Origin of the sequence: Acidisoma sp. S159 (genome assembly GCF_009766125.1) — a bacterium.
Lineage (GTDB): Bacteria > Pseudomonadota > Alphaproteobacteria > Acetobacterales > Acetobacteraceae > Acidisoma.
Genome location: NZ_LMUG01000059.1, coordinates 664,368 through 685,696 on the forward strand (window position 1 = coordinate 664,368; position 21,329 = coordinate 685,696).

At 64.2% G+C, this 21,329-nt stretch carries 24 protein-coding genes and 1 pseudogene; 17 read left to right on the forward strand and 8 right to left on the reverse strand.

Translation table 11 applies throughout. The annotated features are described in order from the left end of the window. The first annotated feature begins 9 nt into the window (after positions 1 to 9). Complete coding sequence (locus GSQ92_RS19895; protein WP_158804575.1) at positions 10 to 978, forward strand: hypothetical protein; 969 nt, start codon at positions 10 to 12, stop codon at positions 976 to 978. On the opposite strand, the gene xth is transcribed toward GSQ92_RS19895, so the two are convergent. After that, a complete protein-coding gene (xth, locus tag GSQ92_RS19900; RefSeq protein ID WP_158804574.1) occupies positions 975 to 1,820 on the reverse strand; it encodes an exodeoxyribonuclease III in 846 nt (281 codons plus the stop codon). The genes GSQ92_RS19895 and xth overlap by 4 nt on opposite strands. Before the next feature lie 30 nt (positions 1,821 to 1,850). Further along, positions 1,851 to 2,237, reverse strand: coding sequence for an ester cyclase (locus GSQ92_RS19905; protein WP_158804573.1), 387 nt, complete (start codon positions 2,235 to 2,237; stop codon positions 1,851 to 1,853). Positions 2,238 to 2,465: 228 nt separating this feature from the next. Between GSQ92_RS19905 and GSQ92_RS19910 the strand changes: the two genes are divergently transcribed. After that, positions 2,466 to 3,170, forward strand: coding sequence for a CBS domain-containing protein (locus tag GSQ92_RS19910; protein ID WP_158804572.1), 705 nt, complete (start codon positions 2,466 to 2,468; stop codon positions 3,168 to 3,170). A gap of 136 nt (positions 3,171 to 3,306) precedes the next feature. Here GSQ92_RS19910 and GSQ92_RS19915 read toward each other — a convergent pair whose 3' ends face one another. Continuing rightward, complete coding sequence (locus tag GSQ92_RS19915) at positions 3,307 to 3,870, reverse strand: methylated-DNA--[protein]-cysteine S-methyltransferase (protein ID WP_158804571.1); 564 nt, start codon at positions 3,868 to 3,870, stop codon at positions 3,307 to 3,309. A gap of 20 nt (positions 3,871 to 3,890) precedes the next feature. Next, positions 3,891 to 4,514, reverse strand: a complete 624-nt coding sequence (locus GSQ92_RS19920) for a pyridoxamine 5'-phosphate oxidase family protein (protein ID WP_158804570.1) — start codon at positions 4,512 to 4,514, stop codon at positions 3,891 to 3,893. A gap of 132 nt (positions 4,515 to 4,646) precedes the next feature. Here GSQ92_RS19920 and GSQ92_RS19925 point away from each other — a divergent pair, with 132 nt between their 5' ends. Together GSQ92_RS19925 and GSQ92_RS19930 are read left to right on the forward strand one after the other, a co-directional pair. Continuing rightward, positions 4,647 to 5,552 (forward strand): LysR family transcriptional regulator, encoded by a 906-nt coding sequence (locus tag GSQ92_RS19925; RefSeq protein ID WP_159013868.1) that lies wholly within the window; start codon positions 4,647 to 4,649, stop codon positions 5,550 to 5,552. A 73-nt stretch (positions 5,553 to 5,625) separates the two neighbouring features. Next, on the forward strand, positions 5,626 to 5,979 hold the full coding sequence (locus tag GSQ92_RS19930) for an ArsC family reductase (protein WP_158804568.1): 354 nt from the start codon (positions 5,626 to 5,628) through the stop codon (positions 5,977 to 5,979). 3 nt (positions 5,980 to 5,982) lie between these two features. Here the strand turns inward: GSQ92_RS19930 and GSQ92_RS31785 are convergent, their stop codons facing one another. After that, a complete protein-coding gene (locus GSQ92_RS31785) occupies positions 5,983 to 6,204 on the reverse strand; it encodes a peptide deformylase (RefSeq protein ID WP_371418043.1) in 222 nt (73 codons plus the stop codon). A gap of 86 nt (positions 6,205 to 6,290) precedes the next feature. Further along, a pseudogene (locus tag GSQ92_RS31790) lies at positions 6,291 to 6,509 on the reverse strand (peptide deformylase); the annotation flags it as partial. A 39-nt stretch (positions 6,510 to 6,548) separates the two neighbouring features. On the opposite strand from GSQ92_RS31790, the gene GSQ92_RS19940 reads away from it, so the two are divergent. Further along, positions 6,549 to 7,265, forward strand: a complete 717-nt coding sequence (locus GSQ92_RS19940; protein WP_158804567.1) for an SCO family protein — start codon at positions 6,549 to 6,551, stop codon at positions 7,263 to 7,265. A gap of 133 nt (positions 7,266 to 7,398) precedes the next feature. Further along, entirely contained in the window at positions 7,399 to 7,671 is a 273-nt protein-coding gene (locus GSQ92_RS19945; RefSeq protein WP_158804566.1) for a hypothetical protein, read from the forward strand. Here the strand turns inward: GSQ92_RS19945 and GSQ92_RS19950 are convergent. After that, positions 7,668 to 8,423 (reverse strand): tRNA1(Val) (adenine(37)-N6)-methyltransferase, encoded by a 756-nt coding sequence (locus GSQ92_RS19950; RefSeq protein WP_158804565.1) that lies wholly within the window; start codon positions 8,421 to 8,423, stop codon positions 7,668 to 7,670. The two genes, GSQ92_RS19945 and GSQ92_RS19950, sit on opposite strands and share 4 nt — an antisense overlap. A 261-nt stretch (positions 8,424 to 8,684) precedes the next feature. Between GSQ92_RS19950 and GSQ92_RS19955 the strand changes: the two genes are divergently transcribed. From GSQ92_RS19955 to rfaD, 9 genes are all read left to right on the forward strand, one after another. Next, the gene (locus GSQ92_RS19955; RefSeq protein ID WP_158804858.1) at positions 8,685 to 9,623 is read left to right on the forward strand and encodes a polyprenyl synthetase family protein; all 939 of its coding nucleotides are present in this window, start codon (positions 8,685 to 8,687) and stop codon (positions 9,621 to 9,623) included. 68 nt (positions 9,624 to 9,691) lie between these two features. After that, complete coding sequence (gene dps, locus GSQ92_RS19960; protein WP_158804564.1) at positions 9,692 to 10,192, forward strand: DNA starvation/stationary phase protection protein Dps; 501 nt, start codon at positions 9,692 to 9,694, stop codon at positions 10,190 to 10,192. A gap of 169 nt (positions 10,193 to 10,361) precedes the next feature. After that, positions 10,362 to 12,071, forward strand: a complete 1,710-nt coding sequence (gene cydD / locus GSQ92_RS19965; RefSeq protein ID WP_158804563.1) for a thiol reductant ABC exporter subunit CydD — start codon at positions 10,362 to 10,364, stop codon at positions 12,069 to 12,071. Next, entirely contained in the window at positions 12,068 to 13,696 is a 1,629-nt protein-coding gene (cydC, locus tag GSQ92_RS19970; protein ID WP_158804562.1) for a thiol reductant ABC exporter subunit CydC, read from the forward strand. The genes cydD and cydC overlap by 4 nt, the downstream gene beginning before the upstream one ends. A gap of 63 nt (positions 13,697 to 13,759) precedes the next feature. Continuing rightward, positions 13,760 to 14,188, forward strand: coding sequence for an OmpA family protein (locus tag GSQ92_RS19975; RefSeq protein ID WP_158804561.1), 429 nt, complete (start codon positions 13,760 to 13,762; stop codon positions 14,186 to 14,188). A gap of 118 nt (positions 14,189 to 14,306) precedes the next feature. Beyond that, positions 14,307 to 14,705 carry a septum formation initiator family protein gene (locus GSQ92_RS19980; RefSeq protein ID WP_158804560.1) on the forward strand — a complete coding sequence of 133 codons (399 nt, stop codon included), beginning with the start codon at positions 14,307 to 14,309 and terminating at the stop codon, positions 14,703 to 14,705. 160 nt (positions 14,706 to 14,865) lie between these two features. Continuing rightward, entirely contained in the window at positions 14,866 to 16,374 is a 1,509-nt protein-coding gene (locus GSQ92_RS19985; protein ID WP_158804559.1) for a PfkB family carbohydrate kinase, read from the forward strand. Between the two features lie 5 nt (positions 16,375 to 16,379). Next, complete coding sequence (locus GSQ92_RS19990; protein WP_158804558.1) at positions 16,380 to 17,594, forward strand: AGE family epimerase/isomerase; 1,215 nt, start codon at positions 16,380 to 16,382, stop codon at positions 17,592 to 17,594. Continuing rightward, entirely contained in the window at positions 17,591 to 18,574 is a 984-nt protein-coding gene (rfaD, locus tag GSQ92_RS19995; protein WP_158804557.1) for an ADP-glyceromanno-heptose 6-epimerase, read from the forward strand. The genes GSQ92_RS19990 and rfaD overlap by 4 nt, the downstream gene beginning before the upstream one ends. Before the next feature lie 37 nt (positions 18,575 to 18,611). Here the strand turns inward: rfaD and uxuA are convergent, their stop codons facing one another. Next, positions 18,612 to 19,787 carry a mannonate dehydratase gene (uxuA, locus tag GSQ92_RS20000; RefSeq protein ID WP_159013869.1) on the reverse strand — a complete coding sequence of 392 codons (1,176 nt, stop codon included), beginning with the start codon at positions 19,785 to 19,787 and terminating at the stop codon, positions 18,612 to 18,614. Positions 19,788 to 19,878: 91 nt separating this feature from the next. Between uxuA and GSQ92_RS20005 the strand changes: the two genes are divergently transcribed. Together GSQ92_RS20005 and GSQ92_RS20010 are read left to right on the forward strand one after the other, a co-directional pair. Then, positions 19,879 to 20,664: an SDR family NAD(P)-dependent oxidoreductase gene (locus GSQ92_RS20005; protein WP_158804555.1), complete on the forward strand. Its 786-nt coding sequence runs from the start codon at positions 19,879 to 19,881 to the stop codon at positions 20,662 to 20,664. 112 nt (positions 20,665 to 20,776) lie between these two features. Next, positions 20,777 to 21,319, forward strand: coding sequence for a hypothetical protein (locus GSQ92_RS20010; RefSeq protein ID WP_158804554.1), 543 nt, complete (start codon positions 20,777 to 20,779; stop codon positions 21,317 to 21,319). The last annotated feature ends 10 nt before the right edge of the window (positions 21,320 to 21,329 follow it).

Consider the following 21,329-nt stretch of genomic DNA (forward strand, 5'->3'; position numbering starts at 1 on the left):
ATCTACGGCGTGCGCCGGGGCGATGGGGGCTGGCAGCAGCTTAGGGCCGCCGCTACTGTGGTTGTGTTTGCGGTGGCGTCTTACCTGCCTGCGACGGCCAGTGGTTGCGACAGCACCGCCTCCTGCTCCGCGACCGCGACCTCCGCAGCGGGCGACGACGCCTCCGAGCCGATCCACTTCTTCGGCGACACCTCGCATCTACAGGCAACGTCAGACCAGGTGAGTCTCGCGAGCCAACCCGGTCCCCTGCCGATCTCCATCTCCGGCAATATCCAGAGCTGGACGAGCGGACCAGCGCTAAGCGATCTGTACACCGAAGCTGCCCAGGGCTTCTACCGGATCAACGAAAGCTGGAAGATTCTCGGCCAGGAACTCTACCAGCAACAGGGCTCGATCACCCTTGCTAACTTTGTTGGCGGGTTCAATTACAAGCCCAACGACGACATCAGCCTCAACGTCACCGCGGGCGTAGGTGTCCATGCCCTCTACACCTATCAGTGGAGCACGTATATATCGCCGCAGTATGTTTTGCCCTGGAGCTTCGAGGGCAAGAAGCGAGTTGCGCTTGAGGCCGATACCACCTTCGAGAACTACGTTCGGGGCAATTTTTCTCAGGTCATGCCGAAACTCGATCTCGATGTCGCCGCCTGGTTGCCGCAGCTACAAATCGGCTACGCTTTTGGTAACTTCGAGAACATCACACCAATCAGCGCCACGCAATATTACCAGCCGCAAACGATTCGCGGCGTTACGCTCATAGCCGTGCTCCATCCTCTTGACCAGGTGTACATCGTGGCATCTTACCTGCCCGCAAATCGCAACTATACCGCCGGGAGCTATGTGCGTCAGAACAGCTTCGGTGGCACCATCCATTGGAACCTCAATGCGGCTCTTCGGCTCTCCGCCTACGGAGAGGACACCTGGTATCAGGGCGGCAGCGACAGAGCGCTGGGCGGCGGCATAAGTCTGGCGTTTTAGGATTTGCGCGGAGATCCTCGATGCCGGGTCTTTCCGGTCGCGTCGGGACCGCGTGAAGCCGTCCTCTCGTCATCCTCAAGTTCTATCCATGTCGGCGCATGGTCGCTCGCTTTTTCCCAGCCTCTGACTTCACGGTCTACATTGGCGCTGATGAGGCGCTTCTTGAGCGACGGACTCAAGAGCAAATGATCAAGGCGGAGGCCGGCATTCCGGCTATAGGCGTTCCTGAAATAGTCCCAGAACGTGTAGATCTTTTCCTGCGGGTGCAGTACGCGGATCGCATCGGTCCAGCCTTGCTCAAGTAGTCGGCGAAAAGCGTCGCGAACTTCGGGCCGAAAGAGAGCGTCATCGACCCAGCGCTCCGGCTTATAGACGTCGAGGTCGGTCGGCATGACGTTGTAATCACCCGCGAGAACCACTGGGGCTTTGGACAGGAGCAGCTCATTGGCGTGGGCAATGAGGCGATCGAACCACCGAAGCTTGTAGTCAAACTTTGGTCCGGGCGCAGGATTGCCATTCGGCAAATAAAGGCAGCCGATGAGGACACCGCTCACAGCGCCTTCGATATAGCGGCTATGGGTGTCTTCGGGCTCTCCTGACAAGCCGCGTGCCGTCTCCACCGGCGTTTGACCGCGCGCGAGAATAGCGACGCCGTTCCAGCTCTTCTGCCCGTGCCAAATCGCTCCGTATCCGGCCTCCACCAGGGCCACGTCAGGGAATTTCTCCTGCGGCGCCTTCAATTCCTGGAGGCAGACGGCATCCGGCTTGGCTTCTTCCAGCCACCTCAAAAGCGCGGGTAGCCGCCCGTTGATCCCGTTGACGTTGAAGGTAGCAATCTTCATGGCCCAACACCCGACTGCAATAAAAACGCGCTAAAGCTGAGCTTCGATCGCCGCCCTGTCTACAATCGACCAAACCTGCGATATCTTCTCTGTCCGGAACTCATAGAATACATGTTCGGTGAACATGACTCTCTTTCCGTGCACAGCGAGACCGAGGAAGTTTGCCCTCGGGGTGCAGTCGAATTGCAAACGGCTTGCTATAAACGGGGGATCGGAGATCAAAAGCTGGATATTGAAATAAAGGTCTGGAATGTCACGAAAATCCTTCTCCAGCATCTCGCGATAACCCGCTATTCCGACGGCTCGACCATTGTGGCGAACTTCATCATGAACGAATCGTTTCAACATCGGCCAATTCTGCTCATTGAGGCATGCAATGTAATCTTGATAGACACCGGCGAGGCCGACCTCAATCATCGCAATTGCTCCCCAATAGACACGCCATTGTTCTCCCATATGCCGGAACTGGCGGCCAGCCGTGAGTGATTTTGGGAAAGCCCGCTGACGGCATAGGCGCGACATCGACAGGACATAATTGCTCGCCTAACCTATCGCGATATCCGCCAATCCGGCGCCACAGGCATCCTCCTTCTACCAGGTTTTCTCGTTGCCAAGACGACCGGATGATGAAAGGGAGCTGGGCCGATGAAAGCCGGCGATATCATGACGCGGCGCGTTCTGACGATAGGATCACTTGCGTCGATTGACGCCGCCATCGACATCATGGTGGTCAACCGGGTAAGCGGCATTCCAGTGGTCGCAAGCGATGGCAAACTCGTCGGCATCCTGACGCAGGGCGACCTGTTGCGGAGGGTCGAGACAGGCACTAGCGACCGCCATCTCAGCCTCCTGAGTTTGCTGATCGGCCCCAGGGACAGGGCGGCGGATTATGTGCGCACGCATAGCCGCCGCGTCGATGACATCATGACCGCGCAGGTCGTCACCGTCACCGAGGAGACGCCGCTCAGCGAGGTCGTGGATCTTATGGAGAAGCACCGTATCCGGCGGGTTCCTGTGGTCCAAGGCGATCGCCTCATGGGTGTTCTGAGCCGCGCGGATCTCGTTGCGGCGCTAGGTCGCAGACTTGCCGAACTTCCACTCGCGGGCACGAGTGACGAGGACATCGAGGCGAGACTTGCCGCCCAGCTGCATGGGATTCCCGGTTTGGAAGACAGTTCCGTCATCTGCCAAACACGAGGTGGCGTGGTAACGCTCAGCGGCGTCATCCATGACCAGCGGTTGCGCGGAGCCATTCGTGTGGCGGTGGAAAACCTTGCCGGGGTCGTCGCTGTCGATGACCATATGGTCTTCGTGGAACCGCTCATGGCGTCATTCGGGCCGAATCGCTAAAGCATCATCCGGTCGACCTTGCTCTTCGATCGGATAAGATGCTCGCCAAAACAAAGAGCTAGAGCTTTCCTCCGAATCACTTCGACCGGAAAAAAGCTCTACACGACGTCTGGCTCGGCCAGGCCGCTTTTCCTAGTCAAAGCCCAAGCGATCGCTGGGCAGGCGGCGGCGGCCCGAGATGTATGCCCTCCAGTTCCAGCATACGGATCTTCGCGACCGAGCCGCCCGGTGCCGAAAAGCCACCGACCTTGCCGCCGGCGGACAAAACACGGTGGCACGGGATGATCAAGGGCACCGGATTGTTCGCCATGGCCTGGCCAACGTCGCGCGCGGCCTCGGGCCCGGCACCCACTTCTTTCGCCAAGGTGCCATAGGTGGTCGTATGGCCCCACCCGACCTGTCGCGCGGCGGCATAGATCCGCGAGTAGAACTCCTCCTGGCCATCCAGCACGAGCCGGATATCGCCGAAATCGACCTGTTTGCCCTCGAAGTAGCGCTGCACGGCCGCGATCGCCTCAAGCACCTTCGTCGGGGGCGAGCCAGCTTTGGCGCCCTGCAGACGGCGCAACACATTGCCCTCCGTCACTTTAGCGCTTCGAGCCGGCAACTGGAACCGCGTGATCCCGGCGCTATTCCAAGCGATGCCACAAAAACCGCTCGCGGTTTCGAATATCAGATACTCGTGTATTGTGCGGTTCATGATCTGCGCTCCAAGCTCAATCAGGCGGCGCCGGCAACTTGTGCCCGAAGTATCTGGTTTTCGGACTCCAGGGCGGCGATCCTTTCATGCAGTGGCGACAAAGCGCTCTCAATTTCAGGCACGGTGAAGCGCGGCGTGATGTGTTGCGGGCAGTTCCAGTCGAAAGTCTCGAGGTGTAGCAGAAACGCACGCTCAGGTTTTCCTTTGTAGCCCGGAACGATAAGGCGCTCTGCGAGAGCGGGCTCGTCACGAATATCACGCGTTTCCATATGCGCCAGGATTTTGAGGCGGCCGCGATTCGGATAGTCTACCAGGATCAGCGCGACCCGGTCGTCCGCCGCGACGTTGCCAAGACTAATATACTGCCGGTTGCCGCGAAAATCAGCGAAGCCAAGGGTTTTATCGTTGAGGACCTTCAGGAAGCCGCGCGGACCCCCCCGATGCTGCACATAGGGCCAGCCATTCTCCGTAACCGTCGCCATGTAGAAGCTGTCCCGCTCGCCGATGAAGGCTGTTTCGCTCTCCGTGAATCGATCGGATGCGCGGTCGCCGCTAAATTGCTCCCACATTCCCAGGCTGCCATTCGCCGCCTGGGCGGCGCGGACGCTTGGTGTCGAGACCATATCGAGGAACCCATAGGGCATTCGGTCACTCCACATTCCGCGGGCGAGTGCTTGTTCAGGCGACGCCCCAACTCTTCAGTCAAGTGGGATCATGCGCGAGGCGCGATAATAGGCCTGATTGACAAGACATTATTGCCAATGCAGCAATAGCCGATGGACCGCCTTGGCGCCATGCGGATCTTCGTCGCCGTCGCAACGCTCGGAAGCTTCGCGGAGGCGGCGCGGCAGAAGCGGCTATCGCCCTCGGTCGTCACGCGGTCGATCGCGCAGCTCGAGGATGAGCTCGGCCTGACGCTGCTGAGCCGGACGACCCGATCGGTCGGTGTCACCGAACGCGGCAGGATCTACCTGGAAAGCTGCCAGCAGATTTTGGCCGATATCGACGACGCCGAGCGAAGAGTTCGCGGCGAGAACGCAGAACCTCGGGGCGAATTGAAAGTCACGGCTCCGATTGTCTTCGGTCGCCTCCATGTGCTGCGAGTCATCGACCGCCTCTTGCGCCAGCACCAGGCTTTGTCGATTAGGCTCACTTTGTCCGATCGCAACCTCCATCTCGTGGAAGAAGGCATCGATGTCGCGGTTCGTATCGGCGAGCTTGCCGATAGCAATCTGATCGCGGTGAGGCTTGGTGTCGTCAGCCGCGTCCTGGTCGCCAGCCCCGCCTATTTGGAGCAACATGGCATTCCGCTTTCCCCGGCGAAACTTGCCGACCACGACATCATTGCTTTCGAGAACGTCAATGCCACCAATGAATGGCGCTTCAGCGCTGGCGAGGCACTCGTGCGGGTAAAGCCCCGCCTGGCCGTAAACAACGCCGATACCGCAATCGCGGCCGCGGAGGCCGGTATGGGGATCACGCGTGCGCTTTCCTATCAGGTCCAGGAGTCCGTGATGGCCCGTCGCCTGATCCCGATCCTCCAAAGCTTCGCGCCGCCGCCGATACCGGTGAGCGCCGTCTATCCGGCGCGGCGAATAGCCTCAGCCAGCCTCACGACATTTGTCCGAACCGCACGGGACCAGTTCAAAATCCACCCGCTCGTGCCCGTCGAGGACTGGTAGTATCGCGCACTGAGAACTCGTCGGAATCGTGCTTTTGCGACGGGCAACATGGTAGGGCAGGGGTCAAAGACTGATGGCCAAGCCGGTCAAGATTTACGGCATCAAGAATTGCGACACGATGAAAAAGGCGCGCGCCTGGCTCGAAGGCCACGACGTCGCCTACACATTCCACGATTATAAGCTGCAAGGCGTGGAGCGGCGCAAGCTGGAGGGCTGGGCTCGTGAGGCCGGATGGGACAGGCTGCTCAACCGAGCCGGCACGACCTTCCGCAAGCTTCCCGACACGGACAAGGCGGACCTCGACGAGACGAAGGCGGTCGCTCTGATGCTGGCCCAGCCTTCCGTGATCAAGCGCCCCGTTCTGGAAGGTGGCGGCCAACTGATCATAGGGTTCAAGCCCGAGATCTATGCGGCGGCGTTTCCCTAGGACTCATAATGCACGACGCAGCTTCCCGAAGCGCTTGATCAGCCGGTCTCGCCTCAGCCGGGACAGTCTGTAGAGCCAGAAAATGCCGTCGAGTTGGTCGATTTCGTGCTGCAGGCAGACCGCCAAAAGCCCTGTGGCTTCAGCCACCTCGCCGCGGCCAGCCAGATTCCGGTAGCGCAGCCGAATGCGGGAAGGACGCTCGACGTCATCCGTGACGCCAGGCATTGAAACGCTGCTTTCGGGTAGCGGACCAACTCGGCGGAAACCCAGTCGATCTGGGGATTGACGTAGAAGCAGGCCGTCTTGCTGGGCAGTTCGATAACAGCTAGGCGGCGCGGAACGCCGATATGCAGCGCCGTTATGCCGATGCCGGGCGCCGCGCGCATCGTCTCAAGCAGGTCATTCGCGAGCGAGCGAAGCTCGGCGTCGAATGAGTTGACACGCTCCGCCACCGCCCGGAGGCCTGAATGCGGGAAGCCCAGGATCTCACGTACAGCCATGAGGAAAGCTCCGCATACGGTTGGCTCCATGTCGCGTATAATTCCTAAGAATTTGGTTGAGGATTATTCGTGGCGGATAAGGGCGACGAGCTACCAGGGGGGGGGCCGAAGGGCGCAGGCGATCAGCTGATCCGGGCGTTGCGCTGGTTCGGTGTTGGCCTGCTCGGTCTTGTACTGATCGGCGCCTTCGGTGCGCTGGTCTTTGGCGGCTGGGCAACACGACTGGAACAGGATGCCGGCTTCGTCTCGCCCACCACGGGGGATTCCGCCCTCGCGGGGGTGCCGATCGGCGGACCCTTCTCGCTGACGAATGCCTCAACCGGGGCTGCTGTCACCGACAAGAGCTTCCATGGCAAATGGATGCTGGTCTACTTCGGCTATACCTTCTGCCCGGATGTCTGCCCGACTGATTTGCAACGCATCGTCGCCGCGTTGCAGCAGATGGGCAAGGCGGGCGACAAGGTCGTGCCGATCTTCATCACGGTCGATCCGGCCCGCGATACACGAGAAGCACTGGCCCGGTATGTCGCCCTCTTTAGCCCAAGGCTCATCGGTCTCACAGGAAGCCAGGAGGCGGTTGATCGGGTGGTTTCCGCGTATCGCGTCTATGTTCAGAAAGTGCCCGCCGCGACCTCCGGGGCACCCTATGCCGTCAATCACTCCGCCTTTATCTATCTGATGGACGAAAAGGGCCGTCTCGCTGGAGTGTTCCCGCCCGGTCTATCCCCGACGGTTCTCGCTCAGGCCTGGCGCAAAACCCTTGGCAGGGATGGATCCAGCATCTAGAAGATCATTTATGACCAACGTCTCAACGGACGTGTTTTTAGTTACCTAGTTAATTTGAGCCTCGTATATCGTGGATCCGCCGCCCCAGACGGGAATCGGCCTAAAATTTTCAGCGAGAGGTCTTGGAAAGCCCGTGACGGAAGATCTTCAGGAGCTGGTTCAAATTGGGGTTCGGGGCGAAGCCCCGCGTTATACTCGCCGGCTGACCGACAAGGTTCTGATCGCTTTCCACCAAGCCTGCGACCAGCAGGAGTTTGAGGTGGCGCAACAGCTCCTCCAGGTTCTTGAAACAATGCTAACGCGGCGCCCGCGCCAGGTAGAGGCCAATCGGCGCCGCTCCATGGAGACCTTGGTCGCCGCGCATGAGCGACTCTGGCACCTGCGACATCCGACCAACCGCTTCTAGTCGAGGGCCAGCCCTGCGCCCCCGCGCAGGATCGCCTCAGCCGCTTCGGTGTAGCGAGAGTCACCGTCGCGGTGGAGGACGAGGCCGGGGAGCAGCCGGAACTCGCTGCGATCGTCGAGGCGCGCCTGCAGGATGACGATGCGGCTAGTCTGACCGGATCGCGGCCAGAGCGGCAACAACCGTGCGCCCCCGCAATTCGAGGCAGTCAGGGCGGCGAGCGCGGCGGGCGTCGCGGCGGAAGGCAGGATGAGCGTGATGCTGCCGCGCGGGCGTAGACGGCGAGACAACGCGCTGATCCACGCCTCCAACTCCCCTTTGCGCGCCATTTTCGCGGCCCGTCGCAATGGTTCAGCGGGCACGGTGCCCGCATCATCGTGCCACGGCGGATTGGCCATGGCATGGTCAAACAGCGCGTCAATCCATTCTGGACGCGATATTTCTTCTTCTTCTTCCCGCCTGATGTCGCTGCAGGATACACGAAGCCCATCATAGCCGTTGGCATCAAGGTTGGCCGTCGCGAGGGAGGCCATCTCGGGCATGATCTCGACGCCCCAACCGACCAGTCCCGAAACACGGTGCGCGAGGCACAGCAGCCCGGCACCCGCACCCGTGCCGCCCTCCAGCACCGCCTGACCCGGCTGAGCCTGGACCGCGGCCGCCATCAGCACCGGCTCGATCCCGGTGCGATAGCCTTGTCGCGGCTGATCGTAGCGGACCGCGCCGCCGAGCAGATGGCCTTGGCTTGCCTCCAAATCCCGTATGCTCCTAAACGCGGCTCTGCACCGGTCTCCCGTGCATGGCCAAGTGTTGCGCGTTCGCCTGTGGGGCGGTAGCGGTCCGGCGCGAATTATGCGATCCCGCTAGCGATCGCAGGAGCGCGCATTGCCGCTGGGCCGCGCGTCACGAAGGGATCAAGCTTGGGCGTTCTGGCCACCGCATCGTCTTCCCGCGAACCCGCCCTTGCCGAAGGGCCGGACGCGCTCGCGACTCTGCTGGCGAGCCTCCATGAGGATATGGAAGCCTGCAACCGCGCGATCGTCGCCCGGATGGATAGTCCCGTCGCGCTCATACCGCAGCTGGCGGCGCATATCGTGGCCGCGGGCGGCAAGCGGCTGCGCCCTTTGCTCACACTCGCGGCGGCCCGGCTATGCGGCTACCAGGGCGGACAGCGGCATGTGAATCTCGCGGCCTGTGTCGAATTCATCCATACCGCGACCTTGCTGCATGACGATGTGGTGGATGAAAGCCGGCTGCGCCGTGGCCTGGCCTCCGCCAATGCCGTCTTCGGCAACAAGGCCCCCGTCCTCGTCGGCGATTTCCTGTTCACGCGCGCCTTCCAGCTCATGATCGAGGACGGCTCGCTCTCCGTCCTTCAAATCCTCTCCCATGCCGCTGCGACCATTGCCGAAGGCGAGGTGTTGCAGCTTGTCACGCAGCATGACCTGGCGACGACCGAGGAACGCTACCTGGAGGTCGTTCGTGGCAAGACCGCGGCCCTGTTTGCTGCCGCCTGCGAGGTCGGCGCGGTGGTCGCCGGCCGGCCGCCGGCGGAGGAGAATGCTCTCGCGACTTACGGCATGGACCTTGGCATTGCCTTCCAGCTTGTCGATGACGCCCTCGACTACGCGGCCGATGAGCGGGTTCTCGGCAAGACGGTCGGCGATGATTTCCGCGAAGGCAAGATCACCTTGCCGATCCTGATCGCCTACGCCGCCGGCAATACTGAGGAACGGGCTTTCTGGTCACGCACCTTGGAGGTGGGCGAACAGACCGAGGCGGATCTGCCGCGCGCGATGGAGCTGCTTGCGCGCCATGACGCGATCGCCGCCACCCTCGGCCGCGCCGCTCGTTTCGTCCGCAGCGCGCAGGATGCGCTCGATATCTTCCCCCATTCCGAGATGCGCCAAGCCCTCATCGACGTCGCGGCATACACGGTCGACCGAGCCTCCTGACCCTGACGGATTGACGGCTGCAGAGGGCAGCTTACCTGCATAGGCTCCAAAACAAGCAGGAGCGAAGCATGGCTGACGCCGCGACCAAGCCGCACAAGACGCGCAACAATCTCGACAGCAACGCGAAGAAGGTGGCGATCGCGATCCTCAACGAGCGTTTGGCGGACTCGATCGACCTCGCGCTCATTACCAAGCAGGCCCATTGGAACCTCAAGGGCCCGCGCTTCATCATGATCCACGAGATGCTGGACGGGTTCCGCGACACGATCGACGAGCATGTCGACATCATTGCCGAGCGGGTGGTGCAGCTCGGCGGCACCGCGATCGGCACCAGCCAGGCGGCCAACGATTCCAGCCTCAAGCCCTATCCGACGAACATCTACAAGATCGAGGATCACTTGGCGGCGCTGATCGAGCACTATGCGGCGGTCGCCAATTCCGTCCGCAAGGCGATCGACGACACGGATGAGGCGGGTGACGCCGACACGGCCGATATCTTCACCGCCTTTTCCCGCGACCTCGACAAGTCGCTGTGGTTCCTGGAGGCCCACGTCCAGGAACCTGCCTGACGATCTGCCGGGGCGGCACTTATGAACGCGAGACGCGCTAAATGCGCCTCGCGTTCAAGCTTAGCGCTCCGGCGTGAGCCGTCATCCCACACGGCGGGACCGAGTGTCGCGCAACTGGCACCGCTGAGGCGCTTCGCAGCCGCCTCGGGGCGCGCTATGTCCGCCTCCGATGGATGTGACGAAGAAAGCGGCGACCACCTGGCTGAAGCAGCAGGGCAGCCTCGGCCGCCGTGCGGCCGCCGGAGCTATCCTGCTCGGTCTGTTCGGTATTCTTCTCGCGATCATCCAGGCGGGCGTCGCCGCGTTCCTGTTGCGCGGACTCATCAAGCCCTCTGGCACGCCACTCATCACGCTCGGTCTGTTGTTCGGCTTGCTGGCACTCGCCCGCGCCGCGCTCTCAGTGCTCGCCGACAGTGCGGCCTTCACGGCGGGTGCGGCGGGACGGCGGCGGCTTCGCAGCGAGATTCTGGGCCGGCTGCTGTCCATCGGCCCAAGCCTATTGAGGCACGAGCATAGCGCTACGCTGAGCAGCATCGTCGTCGATAAGATCGAGGCGCTCGACGGCCTCTTCGCACGCTGGATTCCAGCGGCAACGCTTGCCATCGCAGGCCCCGTTCTCGTGCTCCTCGCCACTTTGATCGCGGACCCGTTGTCCGCTCTGATCCTCGCTCTGTGCGGGCTCTTCGTACCAGTCGGCATGGCGGCCGCGGGCATCGGCGCGGCGGCGGCTTCGCGATCCCAGATGCAGGCGATGACGCGGCTTCAGACGCGCTTCGTGGACCGTATGCGCGGCATCGGCACAATAGTCCTCGCCGGCCGCGCCGAATCGGAGGCCGAGGCGCTGAAGCTCGCAGCTGACGACCTGCGCCGGCGCACGATGCGCGTGCTGCGGGTCGCCTTTCTCTCCTCCGCCGCGCTCGACTGCGCCGCCGCCGTCGCTCTTGTGGCGATTGCGATCGAACAGGGACGCAGCCTGCTCACCCCAGGAGACGCGCCGGGCATCGCCCGCGCCTTGTTCCTGCTCCTCCTCGTCCCGGAATTCTTTGCCCCGCTTCGTGCCTTCGCGCTTGCCTATCAGGATCGCATGAGCGGTCTCGCGGCGGCCGAGGCGGTGGTGGCGCTGCCCCCAACAACACAAGACGGAGCCGAAAGGGGCATCGAGCCGCCCGCGACCGCACCACAGACCGTCGCGGCCCATGGCATCAGCATCGCTTTCGAGGACGTCCACCTGAGTTGGGACAAGGCGCGCGGCAAGGCGCTCGACGGCGTCACATTCCGGCTGCCGGCTGGCGGCACGCTGATCCTGGCCGGCCCATCGGGCGCCGGGAAGTCCACGGTGATCGAAATCCTGCTCGGCTTCGTGCGGCCCGACTCGGGCAAGGTGCTGCTCAACGGCATCGAGATTTCCAGCATCGTTCCGCAGGCGCTGGCGCGGCTGACCGCCTGGATCGGTCAACGCCCGGTGCTCTTCGCCACCTCAATCCGCGAAAACATCCGCTTCGCCCGGCCGGAGGCCAGCGCCGAGGAACTCGATGAAGCAATCCGCCTCGCCCATGTCGAGAGCTTTGTCGCCGACCTGCCGGATGGCCTGGACACCTTGATCGGTGAGGGTGGCTACGGCCTTTCGGGCGGTCAGGCCCAGCGGGTCGCCATCGCCCGCGCCTTCCTCAAGAACGCGCCGCTACTGCTACTCGACGAACCGACGGCCCATCTCGACCCGGCGACCGAGGCCGAGGTGCTCGACAGCCTTAACCGTCTGGCACTCGGGCGCACGGTGATCATGGTGAGCCACTCCGCTCAGGCGCATCTCCTTAGTGGCCGCAGGCTCAATATCGTGGCTGGACGGCTTCAGCAGGGCGAGCGGAGCGGCGTCGCATGACCGAAATCCTCCGCATCTTTGCCTTGTGGCGCGGCCGGTTCGGTTGGATGGCGGCCGGCCTCGTGCTGTCGCTGCTCGCCCTCGCCGCGGGACTCGCCTTGATGGCGCTGGCGGGACGGATGACCGCGGCGGCCGTCACGCTCGGCGTCCTGGCGGCGCCGATCCTGCTGCGTCTGACGGGTGTCGCGCGGGTGGTGCTGCGTTATCTCGAACGCATCATCACGCATGAGGCAACTTTTCGAGCGCTTGCCGACCTGCGGCTGTGGTTCTTCCGCAACCTTGCCGCCGGCGCGGCTGGAGGCCTCGGGTTCCGCCGCAGCGGCGATGTCCTGTCCCGGCTGGTGAGCGACGTCGAGGCGCTGGACGGTCTCTATTCCCGCATTCTCGTCCCGGTCGTGGGCGCGCTGTTGACCCTCCTGTTGCTGTTGCTCGTGCTCGGTGCCCAGGATGCGTGGCTCGCCCTCATCGTCGGCGTGCTCTTCGCGGCCGCTGCTTTCCTGCTGCCCTGGCTGGCGGCACGCGCCACCGCCGCCGCGGGTCAGCGCCTCGCTGAGGCGATCTCGGCGCTCCGGGTCAGTGTGCTGGACGCCGTGTCCGGTCTCCGCGAAGTGCGGGTCTTCGGTGCCGAGGGGCGTATGCTCGCAGCCGTGCAGGCCCGGGAAGCGAATCTGCTCGCTGCGCAGCGCCAGGTCGCCGGTTATGCGCGGCTCGCCCAGGCCGGCTCCTTCCTCTGCGCTCAGGCCGCCACCCTGGCAGTCCTGCTCGGCGCCGGCGCACCGCCCGCTGCCGCGGTGGGTGCAGCCTTCCTGACCATCGCGGCTTTCGAGGCGATCGGCGGTCTGCCGCGCGCTGGCGCCTTGGCGGGCTATGCCATCGCTAGCGCGCGGCGCGTCCTGGGCGCCGTGGCCGAACCGCTGATCGCGCCCGATCCGCCGGAGCCGGCGCCGCTGCCGCGCGAAACCGGGCTGCGCTTCGAGGGCGTCCACTTCCGTTGGCAGGAGCGCCGGGCGGCTGTGCTCGACGGCCTGACCATGGATATCGCGCCAGGCACGCGCGTCGCGATTCTCGGCCCCTCGGGCGCCGGCAAATCGACTCTGGCGGCGCTTGCCTTGCGTCTGGCGGTGCCGGAGGAGGGGCGGATCCTCCTCGGCGGGGCCGATATCGCAGGACTGAGGGCCACGGATCTGCGCTCCCGTATCGCGCTGCTGTCCCAGAACACGCATCTGTTCGACGATACGATTCGCGCGAATCTCCTGCTGGCCCGTCCCGACGCCGACGAATCGGCCCTCTGGGCGGCCTTGGACGCGGCGCAGATCGGCGACATGGTGCGGCTTCTGCCTGACCGGCTCGATAGCTGGGTAGGCGAGGGCGGGCTGCGTTTCTCAGGCGGGCAGGGCAGGCGGCTGGCGCTCGCCCGGGTGCTGCTGTCGCCAGCGATGATCGTCATTCTCGATGAGCCCGGCTCGGGCCTCGATCTGGAAACCGAGCAGGCGTTTCTGACCACGCTGAACGCGCTGGGCCGGGGGCGAACGTTTATTCTCATCGCGCATCGACTTCTCGGTGTCGAGAAGTTAGACCGGATTTGGCGCCTTTCCGGTGGTAAGGCGATTGCCGCGGCGGCTTGACGCTTGACGTGTGGCTGGCGCTCAGGCCGGAATGCCCTCAACGAAGACTCTTGGAGTGAAGACATGCCCCGCCGCGCCGCGCTGCTTGCCCTTATGCTGACCGGCCTGTCGGGCTGCGGCTATTCCAATAGTCCGACCGACTACGCCGCCCAGCAGTATCATCACGCGATTCCGAAATTCCTGGTCTTCTTCAGCCCCTGGTCTGCCACGCTCGATGCGGCCGGGCTGAAGGCGGCGAGCTCCGCCGCTGCCGCCGCGCAGGCGGATCCGAACGCCAAGGTCAATGTCATCGGATTCGCCAGCACCGTCGGGGACGTGGCGGCCAATATGGATCTGGCCCGCAACCGAGCGGCGGCGGTCGAGGCTCAACTGGTCGCGGATGGGATATCGGGTGACCGCGTCGTCACCATGTCGCGCGGCGCCACCACCTACCAGTTCACGCCACAGGAAGCGCGCCGAGTGGAGATCGACATCGTTCATGCCGGCTTCTGACGCGGGCGGCTGATACTTGCTGCGGGCAAGTGCTCGCTGTTCCGCGAACGCGCTTGCGTCGGGCACGGCGAAGAAGGCATGAAGAGCGGCAGCGCATCTCGCGCCGGAGCTGTATCCGATGTCGATGGCCGTGGCGTTTAAGCGTCGCCTCCGCGCCGCCCTGCCGCCCCTCATCTTCCTTCTGCTGGCCGGCTATTTCGGTTGGAACGCCACGCGTGGCGATCGCGGCTTGGTGGCCCAGCAGCAGGATAAGATCGATATCCAGGTCGCCCAGCTGCAGCTCGACCATGCCAATGCCGAGGAGGCACAGTGGCAGGCCCGCCTGAACGGCATGCGCGACCGGGGGCTTGATCTCGATGCGCTGGACGGGCAAGCGCGCAGCATGCTCAACCTCGTTGACCCGCGCGACCTCGTGGTGATGGTCTCGGCGGCGGATCTGGACGACGCCGCGCCGAAGCCCCTCATCAACAGTGCCGCGACTCCCGGCCCAGCGGCAAAGGCCAATCCCGGGCAATAGGCGCGGCATTAACGGCTGCCGTCCCACCGACGAAGAGACTGTTATGAACGCGGATCGTTCCGCTTCGTCTTCATTTAATGTTCAGACTGCGGCGCTACCCTCTGGCGAAGCCGGAAGGACGCAACCTCCGGCTGCTTCGCCGCAGGAGGCACCGCCCGTCATGAGCAAACCGATCGCAGATATTCTCCTGGCGATGCCGGGGAAGTGTGTCCTCGTGGTCGGCGACCTCATGCTGGACCGTTTCGTCTATGGCCGCACGGACCGGGTGTCCCCAGAAGCGCCGTCCCTCATCCTGGCCGCTGAGCGGCAGGAGCAGATGCTGGGCGGTGCGGCGAACGTCGCACGCAATGTGGTGGCCCTGGGCGCTGAATGCCGGCTGGTGGGCTTGGTCGGCACCGATATCACGGCGCGCGATCTGGCCGCCGAACTGGCGCTGTTCGACGGTATCCACCCGGAACTCGTGGCCGACCCCGCGCGCACAACCACGCTCAAGATCCGGCTGGTCAATCCGCAATACAACACGCATCTGCTGCGGCTGGATTGGGAGATCGCCGGTCCCGCCGAGGGGGCGGTTCTGGCGGAACTCATCGATCGGGCGGCGGGCGCGGTGCCCGGCTGTGACGCCGTCGTGTTGTCAGACTATGCCAAGGGCGTCCTGCAGCCGGAGGTGATCCGCGCTGTGGTCGAAGCGGCGGCCTCGCTCGGCATACCGGTCATCGTCGATCCCAAAGGGCGAGACTTCGAGCGCTATCGCGGCGCCACGGTCATCGCCCCGAATCTCGCGGAAGTCGCGCTGTTGCTCGGCCGCGCCGTCGCGCAAGATGATGCCGAGGTCGAGTGCGCCGCCGGCGAGATAAGTGCCGCCAGCGGCGTTTCGGCAATCGCGGTCAAGCGCAGCCAGGCCGGCGTGCAGCTTGTGGTGAATGGCCGCACGGCGGCGCGCTATCCCAGCTTTGCGCGCCGCGTGGTTGACGTTTCCGGTGCGGGGGACACGCTGGTCGCCGCGATGGCGGTGGCCATGGCGGCGGGCGCCGCTCTGCCCGAGGCCCTGCGGATCGCGAACGGCGCAGCGGGCGTCGCGGTCGCAAAAAAAGGGACTGCCTTTCCCGAAGGCGACGAACTCGCGGATCTCCTGCTGCATCGTTATGAGCATCGGGTGTCGCCCAAGATCTACCGCGAGGCGGGGCTGCTGGCCGCGCAAGTACGGTCCTGGCAGGCCGAAGGGCTATCGGTCGGTTTCACCAATGGCTGTTTCGACCTTTTGCATCCCGGCCATATCTTCAATCTCGCCGCCTGCCGCAATCGCGTCGACCGGCTTGTGCTCGCCCTCAACAGCGACGCCTCGGTGCGGCGCCTGAAAGGACCGGACCGGCCGGTGCAGGATGAGACCGCGCGCGTCACCGTCGCCGCGGCGCTGGAGGCGGTGGACGCGGTGACCGTCTTCGACAATGACACGCCGCTGGAACTCATTGCCGCGCTGCGTCCGAACGTCCTCTTCAAAGGCGGTGACTACCGGCCCGATCAGGTTGTCGGGCGCGAGGTGGTGGAGGCTTATGGCGGACGTGTCGAACTCATCGACTACGTGCCAAACACCAGCACGACGCTCATGATCAAGCGCATGGCGAAGGGAATGTCTCTGGAGCGAGAGCCGAGCCTGCAGCTGGGTTGACGGCGATGACAATTCTGTCGCCTGCCAATCGTGCGATCCTTGCGCCGGCTGCCAGCAAATTATTGTGGTGGTTGCGAGACGATGCTTGGCCGCTTTGGCTCGCTCAAGGCATCGACCGTGCCCATGCTGGTTTCCACGAGCATCTCGCACTCGACACCGTCGCCAGCACCGCCGGTTTCCGGCGGCTCCGTGTCGTAACGCGTCAGATCATCGTCTTCGCGGAGGCGGCGCGGCTCGAACATGACGGGCTGCCGCCAGCGGCTCGCATTGCCGCGCTGGAAGCGGTGTCGCTTGGCCTCGCCTTCCTCGACCGTTTCGCGCGCACCCCGACCGGTGGCTATGCCTGGCGCTTCGACCTCAAAGGTGCGGTCACGGATGCGCGGCACGACCTTTATGACCACGCCTTCGTGCTGCTCGCTCTCGCCACCGCCTACCGGGTGCTGCCATCCTCGACTCTGCGGGCGGAAGTGCAATCGCTCGACCGCTTTCTACAGGGCAAGCTGCGCCATCGCGGGCTCGCCTATCTCGAAGGCCTGCCGCCAAGCCTGCCTCGGCGGCAGAACCCGCATATGCATCTCGTGGAAGCCTATCTCGCCGCCGCCGAGGCCTTTGATGAGCCACAATTCCTCGAGCGTGCGGATGAGTTGGTGGAGGTTTTCCTCAGCCATCTCTTCCAATGGCACGAGGGCGCGCTGCCTGAATTCTACGATGACCGGCTGACCCCTCTGCGTGAAGGCGGCCGCTTCGTTGTCGAGCCGGGCCATCACGCTGAATGGGTCTGGCTGCTCGATTGGCATGGATCGCTCTGCCGCCGTCGCGGCCGCGTCCCGCCACCAGAGTCCCGTCACGCCATCCGCGCTCTGCTGCATTTCATCGACAATCATGGCCTGCATCCGGAAACCGGCGCGTTATTCGACGAGGTTTGGAGCGACGGCGCGCCACGAGCCACCGGCGCCAGGCTCTGGCCGCAAACCGAACGATTGAAAGCGGAACTCGTGCGCCCTGATGCGACCACGGCGCGCATCGGCTCCGCCTTCGCGGTGCTCGAACCTTATCTCGATATCGAGCCGCGCGGTTTATGGTACGAGCGGCGTGTGGCGGAAGGTCATTTCACGCGCGACCACGCTCCGGCCAGCAGCCTCTACCACCTGACCTGCGCCGGGGTGCTTGCCCATCGGCTGCTCGCCTCGCCACGCCACCGGGAAGGATCACCCGCATGATCGTCGTCACCGGCGGCGCCGGCTTCATCGGCTCCAACGTCGTCGCCGCTCTCAACGAAGAGGCGCGGCGGGACGTCGCGGTCTGCGACGTGCTGGGCGCCGACGGCAAATGGCAGAACCTGCGCAAACGCATCGTGCAGGACATCATTCCTCCGGCCGAGCTGCTCGCCTGGCTCGAACCCCGCAACGATATCGAGGCGGTGGTGCATATGGGCGCCAATTCCTCGACCATGGCGACCGATGCGGATGAGGTGATCGAGCGCAACTTCCGCTTCTCGCTTCGCTTGCTCGACTGGTGCACCGCGCGCCAGGTAAAACTCATCTATGCCTCTTCCGCGGCCACCTATGGCGATGGCGCGCAAGGCTTCGATGACGATATGGCGCTCAGCCACCTGCAGACCTTGCGGCCGCTCAATCTCTATGGCTGGAGCAAGCATCTTTTCGATCAGGTGGTCTCGACGCGGCGCGAAGCCGGTGATGCCTTGCCGCCACTCTGCATCGGCCTCAAGTTCTTCAACGTCTTCGGTCCGAACGAGGCGCATAAAGGCCCGATGATGAGCCTGGTCTCGAAGTATTTCGCGGCCATCAAGGCGGGCCAGACCATCGATCTCTTCCGCAGCTACCGTCCCGACTATGCCGATGGCGAGCAACTGCGGGACTTCATTTATGTCGCCGATGTCACCGACGTCATTCTCTGGCTGCTCGACCAGGAGAGCGGCGTAGGGCTGTTCAACCTCGGCAGCGGGCGGGCTCGCAGTTTCATCGATCTAACGGGCGCGATCTTCGATGCGCTCGGCCTGCCCCGCCGCATCAGCTTCGTCGAGATGCCTGACGGACTTCGCGACCGCTACCAGTATTTCACCCAAGCCGACCCAGCCCGCCTGCATGCCGCCGGCTATAACCGTCCGGCCACAGAACTGGAGGAGGCGGTGACGCATTTCGTCCGCACCTACCTCGACACCCCGGACGCCTATCGCTAACCCGCGCCCGCACATCCAAGATAACGGATCGCGCCTATCACAGCCCCAGCGCACCCACTGTCGCCATCACGCCACGTAGTTCCGCGAGCCCCTTGAGGCGTCCGATATAGGAATATCCCGGATTGCTGCGCGTGCCGATATCGGTCGCCAGCAGGTGGCCATGGTCGGGGCGCATGGGGATTTCCCGCGTGTCGTCGGCATCAAGACGCCGCGACTCTTCGCGCAGCAGCAACTGCACGAGGCGCGGCATATCGACCCTCCCGCCGAGGTGATCGTCCTCGATGAAGGAACCGTCAGGGTCTAGGGTCACATTGCGCAGATGCGCGAACTGGATACGCGTCGCGAACTCCGCGGCGATCGCCACAACATCATTGTCGTGGCGGGAACCGTAAGACCCGGCGCAGAGCGTGAGACCGTTCGCCGAATGATCCACACCAGACGTAATGGCGCGAATGTCCTCGGCGGTTGAGACAATGCGCGGCAGACCGAAAAGCGAAATCGGCGGGTCATCCGGGTGGATCGCTAGGCGGACGCCAACCTCGGCAGCCACCGGCACGACCTCGCAAAGGAAGGCGAGGAGGTTGGCACGCAACTCGTCGGCACTCATCCCGCCGAACTCGGCGATGCGGGCGCGAATGCCTTCCCGCGAATAGCTATCCTCGCCGCCCGGCAGCCCGGCAATGATGGTGGTCTCCAATCTGGTCGTCGCGGCTTCGTCCATCACGGCCACGCGGGATTCCGCAAGATCGAGGAGAGGCGCCGCGTAGTCGTTCTCGGCCCCCGCGCGGCGCAGGACGAAAGCGTCATAGGCGATGAAATCGACAAGGTCGAAACGCAGCGCGAAACCGCCGCTCGATACCCTGAACATGAGGTCGGTGCGCGTCCAATCCACCACCGGCATGAAGTTGTAGCAAATCACCGGCACCCCAGCGCGGCCCAGAGCAGCGAGGCTGTCCTTCCAATTGTCTAGATAGCGGCGCCAGTCGCCGCTCCGCAGCTTGATAGCGCTGTGCACGGGGATCGATTCGCACACGTCCCAGCGCAGACCGGCCGCCGCGATCATCGCTTGGCGCTCGGCGATGTCAGCCGAGGTCCAGGCGCGGCCGTCATAGATGTGGTGGAGGGCGGTCACGATGCCCGTCGCGCCCGCCTGCCGCACATGGTCGAGCGGTATCAGATCCTCCGGACCAAACCAGCGCCAGCTCTGCAGCATGATGTTCGCCCTCCCGGTTGCGCCGGATCCTGGCCTTGGCGGCCGCCGTTGGAAAGGGTGTAGCGTCACGCGGAATACATGCGGAGGTTTCATGGCGGAGAAAGAAGAGCGCGTCGCTTTGGTCACCGGCACGACCGGCATCGGCCGCGCCACAACGCTGCGCCTAGCTCGTGACGGCGTCCGGGTTATGGCGCTCGGAATCGATGCGTCCGGCAACGCCGCCTTGGCGGCCACAGCCCTCGCCGAGGGTTTGCAGGTGGAAACACGCCTCACCGATGTCTCACAGCCGGAAGAAGTTGCGACAGCCGTCGCGGAAACGGACCGCCTGTTCGGCGGCCTCGACATCATCGTCAATGCGGCCGCCGTGCATCCCTTTGGCGATGTGGTGGAGACGGATCCCGAAACCTTCGCACGCTGCCTGGCCGTCAATGTCGGCGGCGTTCACCTGACGGCGCATTTCGGGGTGCCGGTGATGCGGCGCCGGGGCGGCGGAGTGATCGTCAATCTCTCCAGCGTCCAGGGCCATGCCTGTCAGGCAGGGGTCGCGGCCTATGTCGCGTCGAAGGGCGCCATCCATGCGATGACGCGGGCCATGGCGCTGGATTTCGCTCCCTCGCGCATCCGCGTTCTGTCGGTCAGCCCCGGCTCCGTGCGGAGCCCAATTCTCGAGCAATCGGCGCGCCGTTTCGATGGTCCGGATGCCGATCTCGAGGCGGCCTTCGCGCGCTTCGGCGCGGCGCATCCCCTCGGCCGGATCGGCGAGCCAGAGGAGGTTGCCGAGCTGATCGCGTTCCTCGCTTCCGACAAGGCGGCGTTCATGACGGGCGAGGATATCAGGATTGATGGCGGCCTGACCGCCGCCCTCGGGGTGCGCTGACACCTGTCTGACTTGGCCGAGCCTCAAGGGATCGTGACGGCGCGCTGACCGATCGCACCCTAGCTCAAGACACAGAAGCGCCGCCCGGTGGCGCATTCCCGCGGAGGCGATCATGGCCCAGACCGACCCGAATGCTTCACCGACTCTCCAGCCGTCGCCAATGGCAATCGAGCTACATCGTGTCGCCGGCCGTTTCGCGTCCTCCGACCAGATGCAGGACGCGATCGGCCGACTCAGCCTTCTCGGCTTCGACCGCGCGGATCTCGCGATCTCGGAGGGCGGTATGGCCGGGGGAGCGCCTACACCCGGTGCCCAGGCCAAGACGGCTTACACGGATGAGGACGCGCAGCAGGCGCGAACCCTCCATGTGAGCGGCGCGGCCACGGTGGCGGCTCTGGCCGGTGCGGCGATCACCATAGGCACGGGCGGAGTCGCCGCTGCGGCCATCGGTGTCGCCTTGGCGGCTGGCGCGGCCGCAGGGGGCGGTGCCTTCGCCGCGACGACCGTCGCCAATGACGAAGAGCAGCGCGATCGCGACGGAAAGGCTTCCGCCGGCACGCTCATTCTGACCGTCCAGACCAAGAATGCCGACCTTCATGCCAAGGCCGAGGCGGCGCTACGCGACGCTGGGGCTACCGATGTCGTGCCGGCCTGAAAGGTGCGAA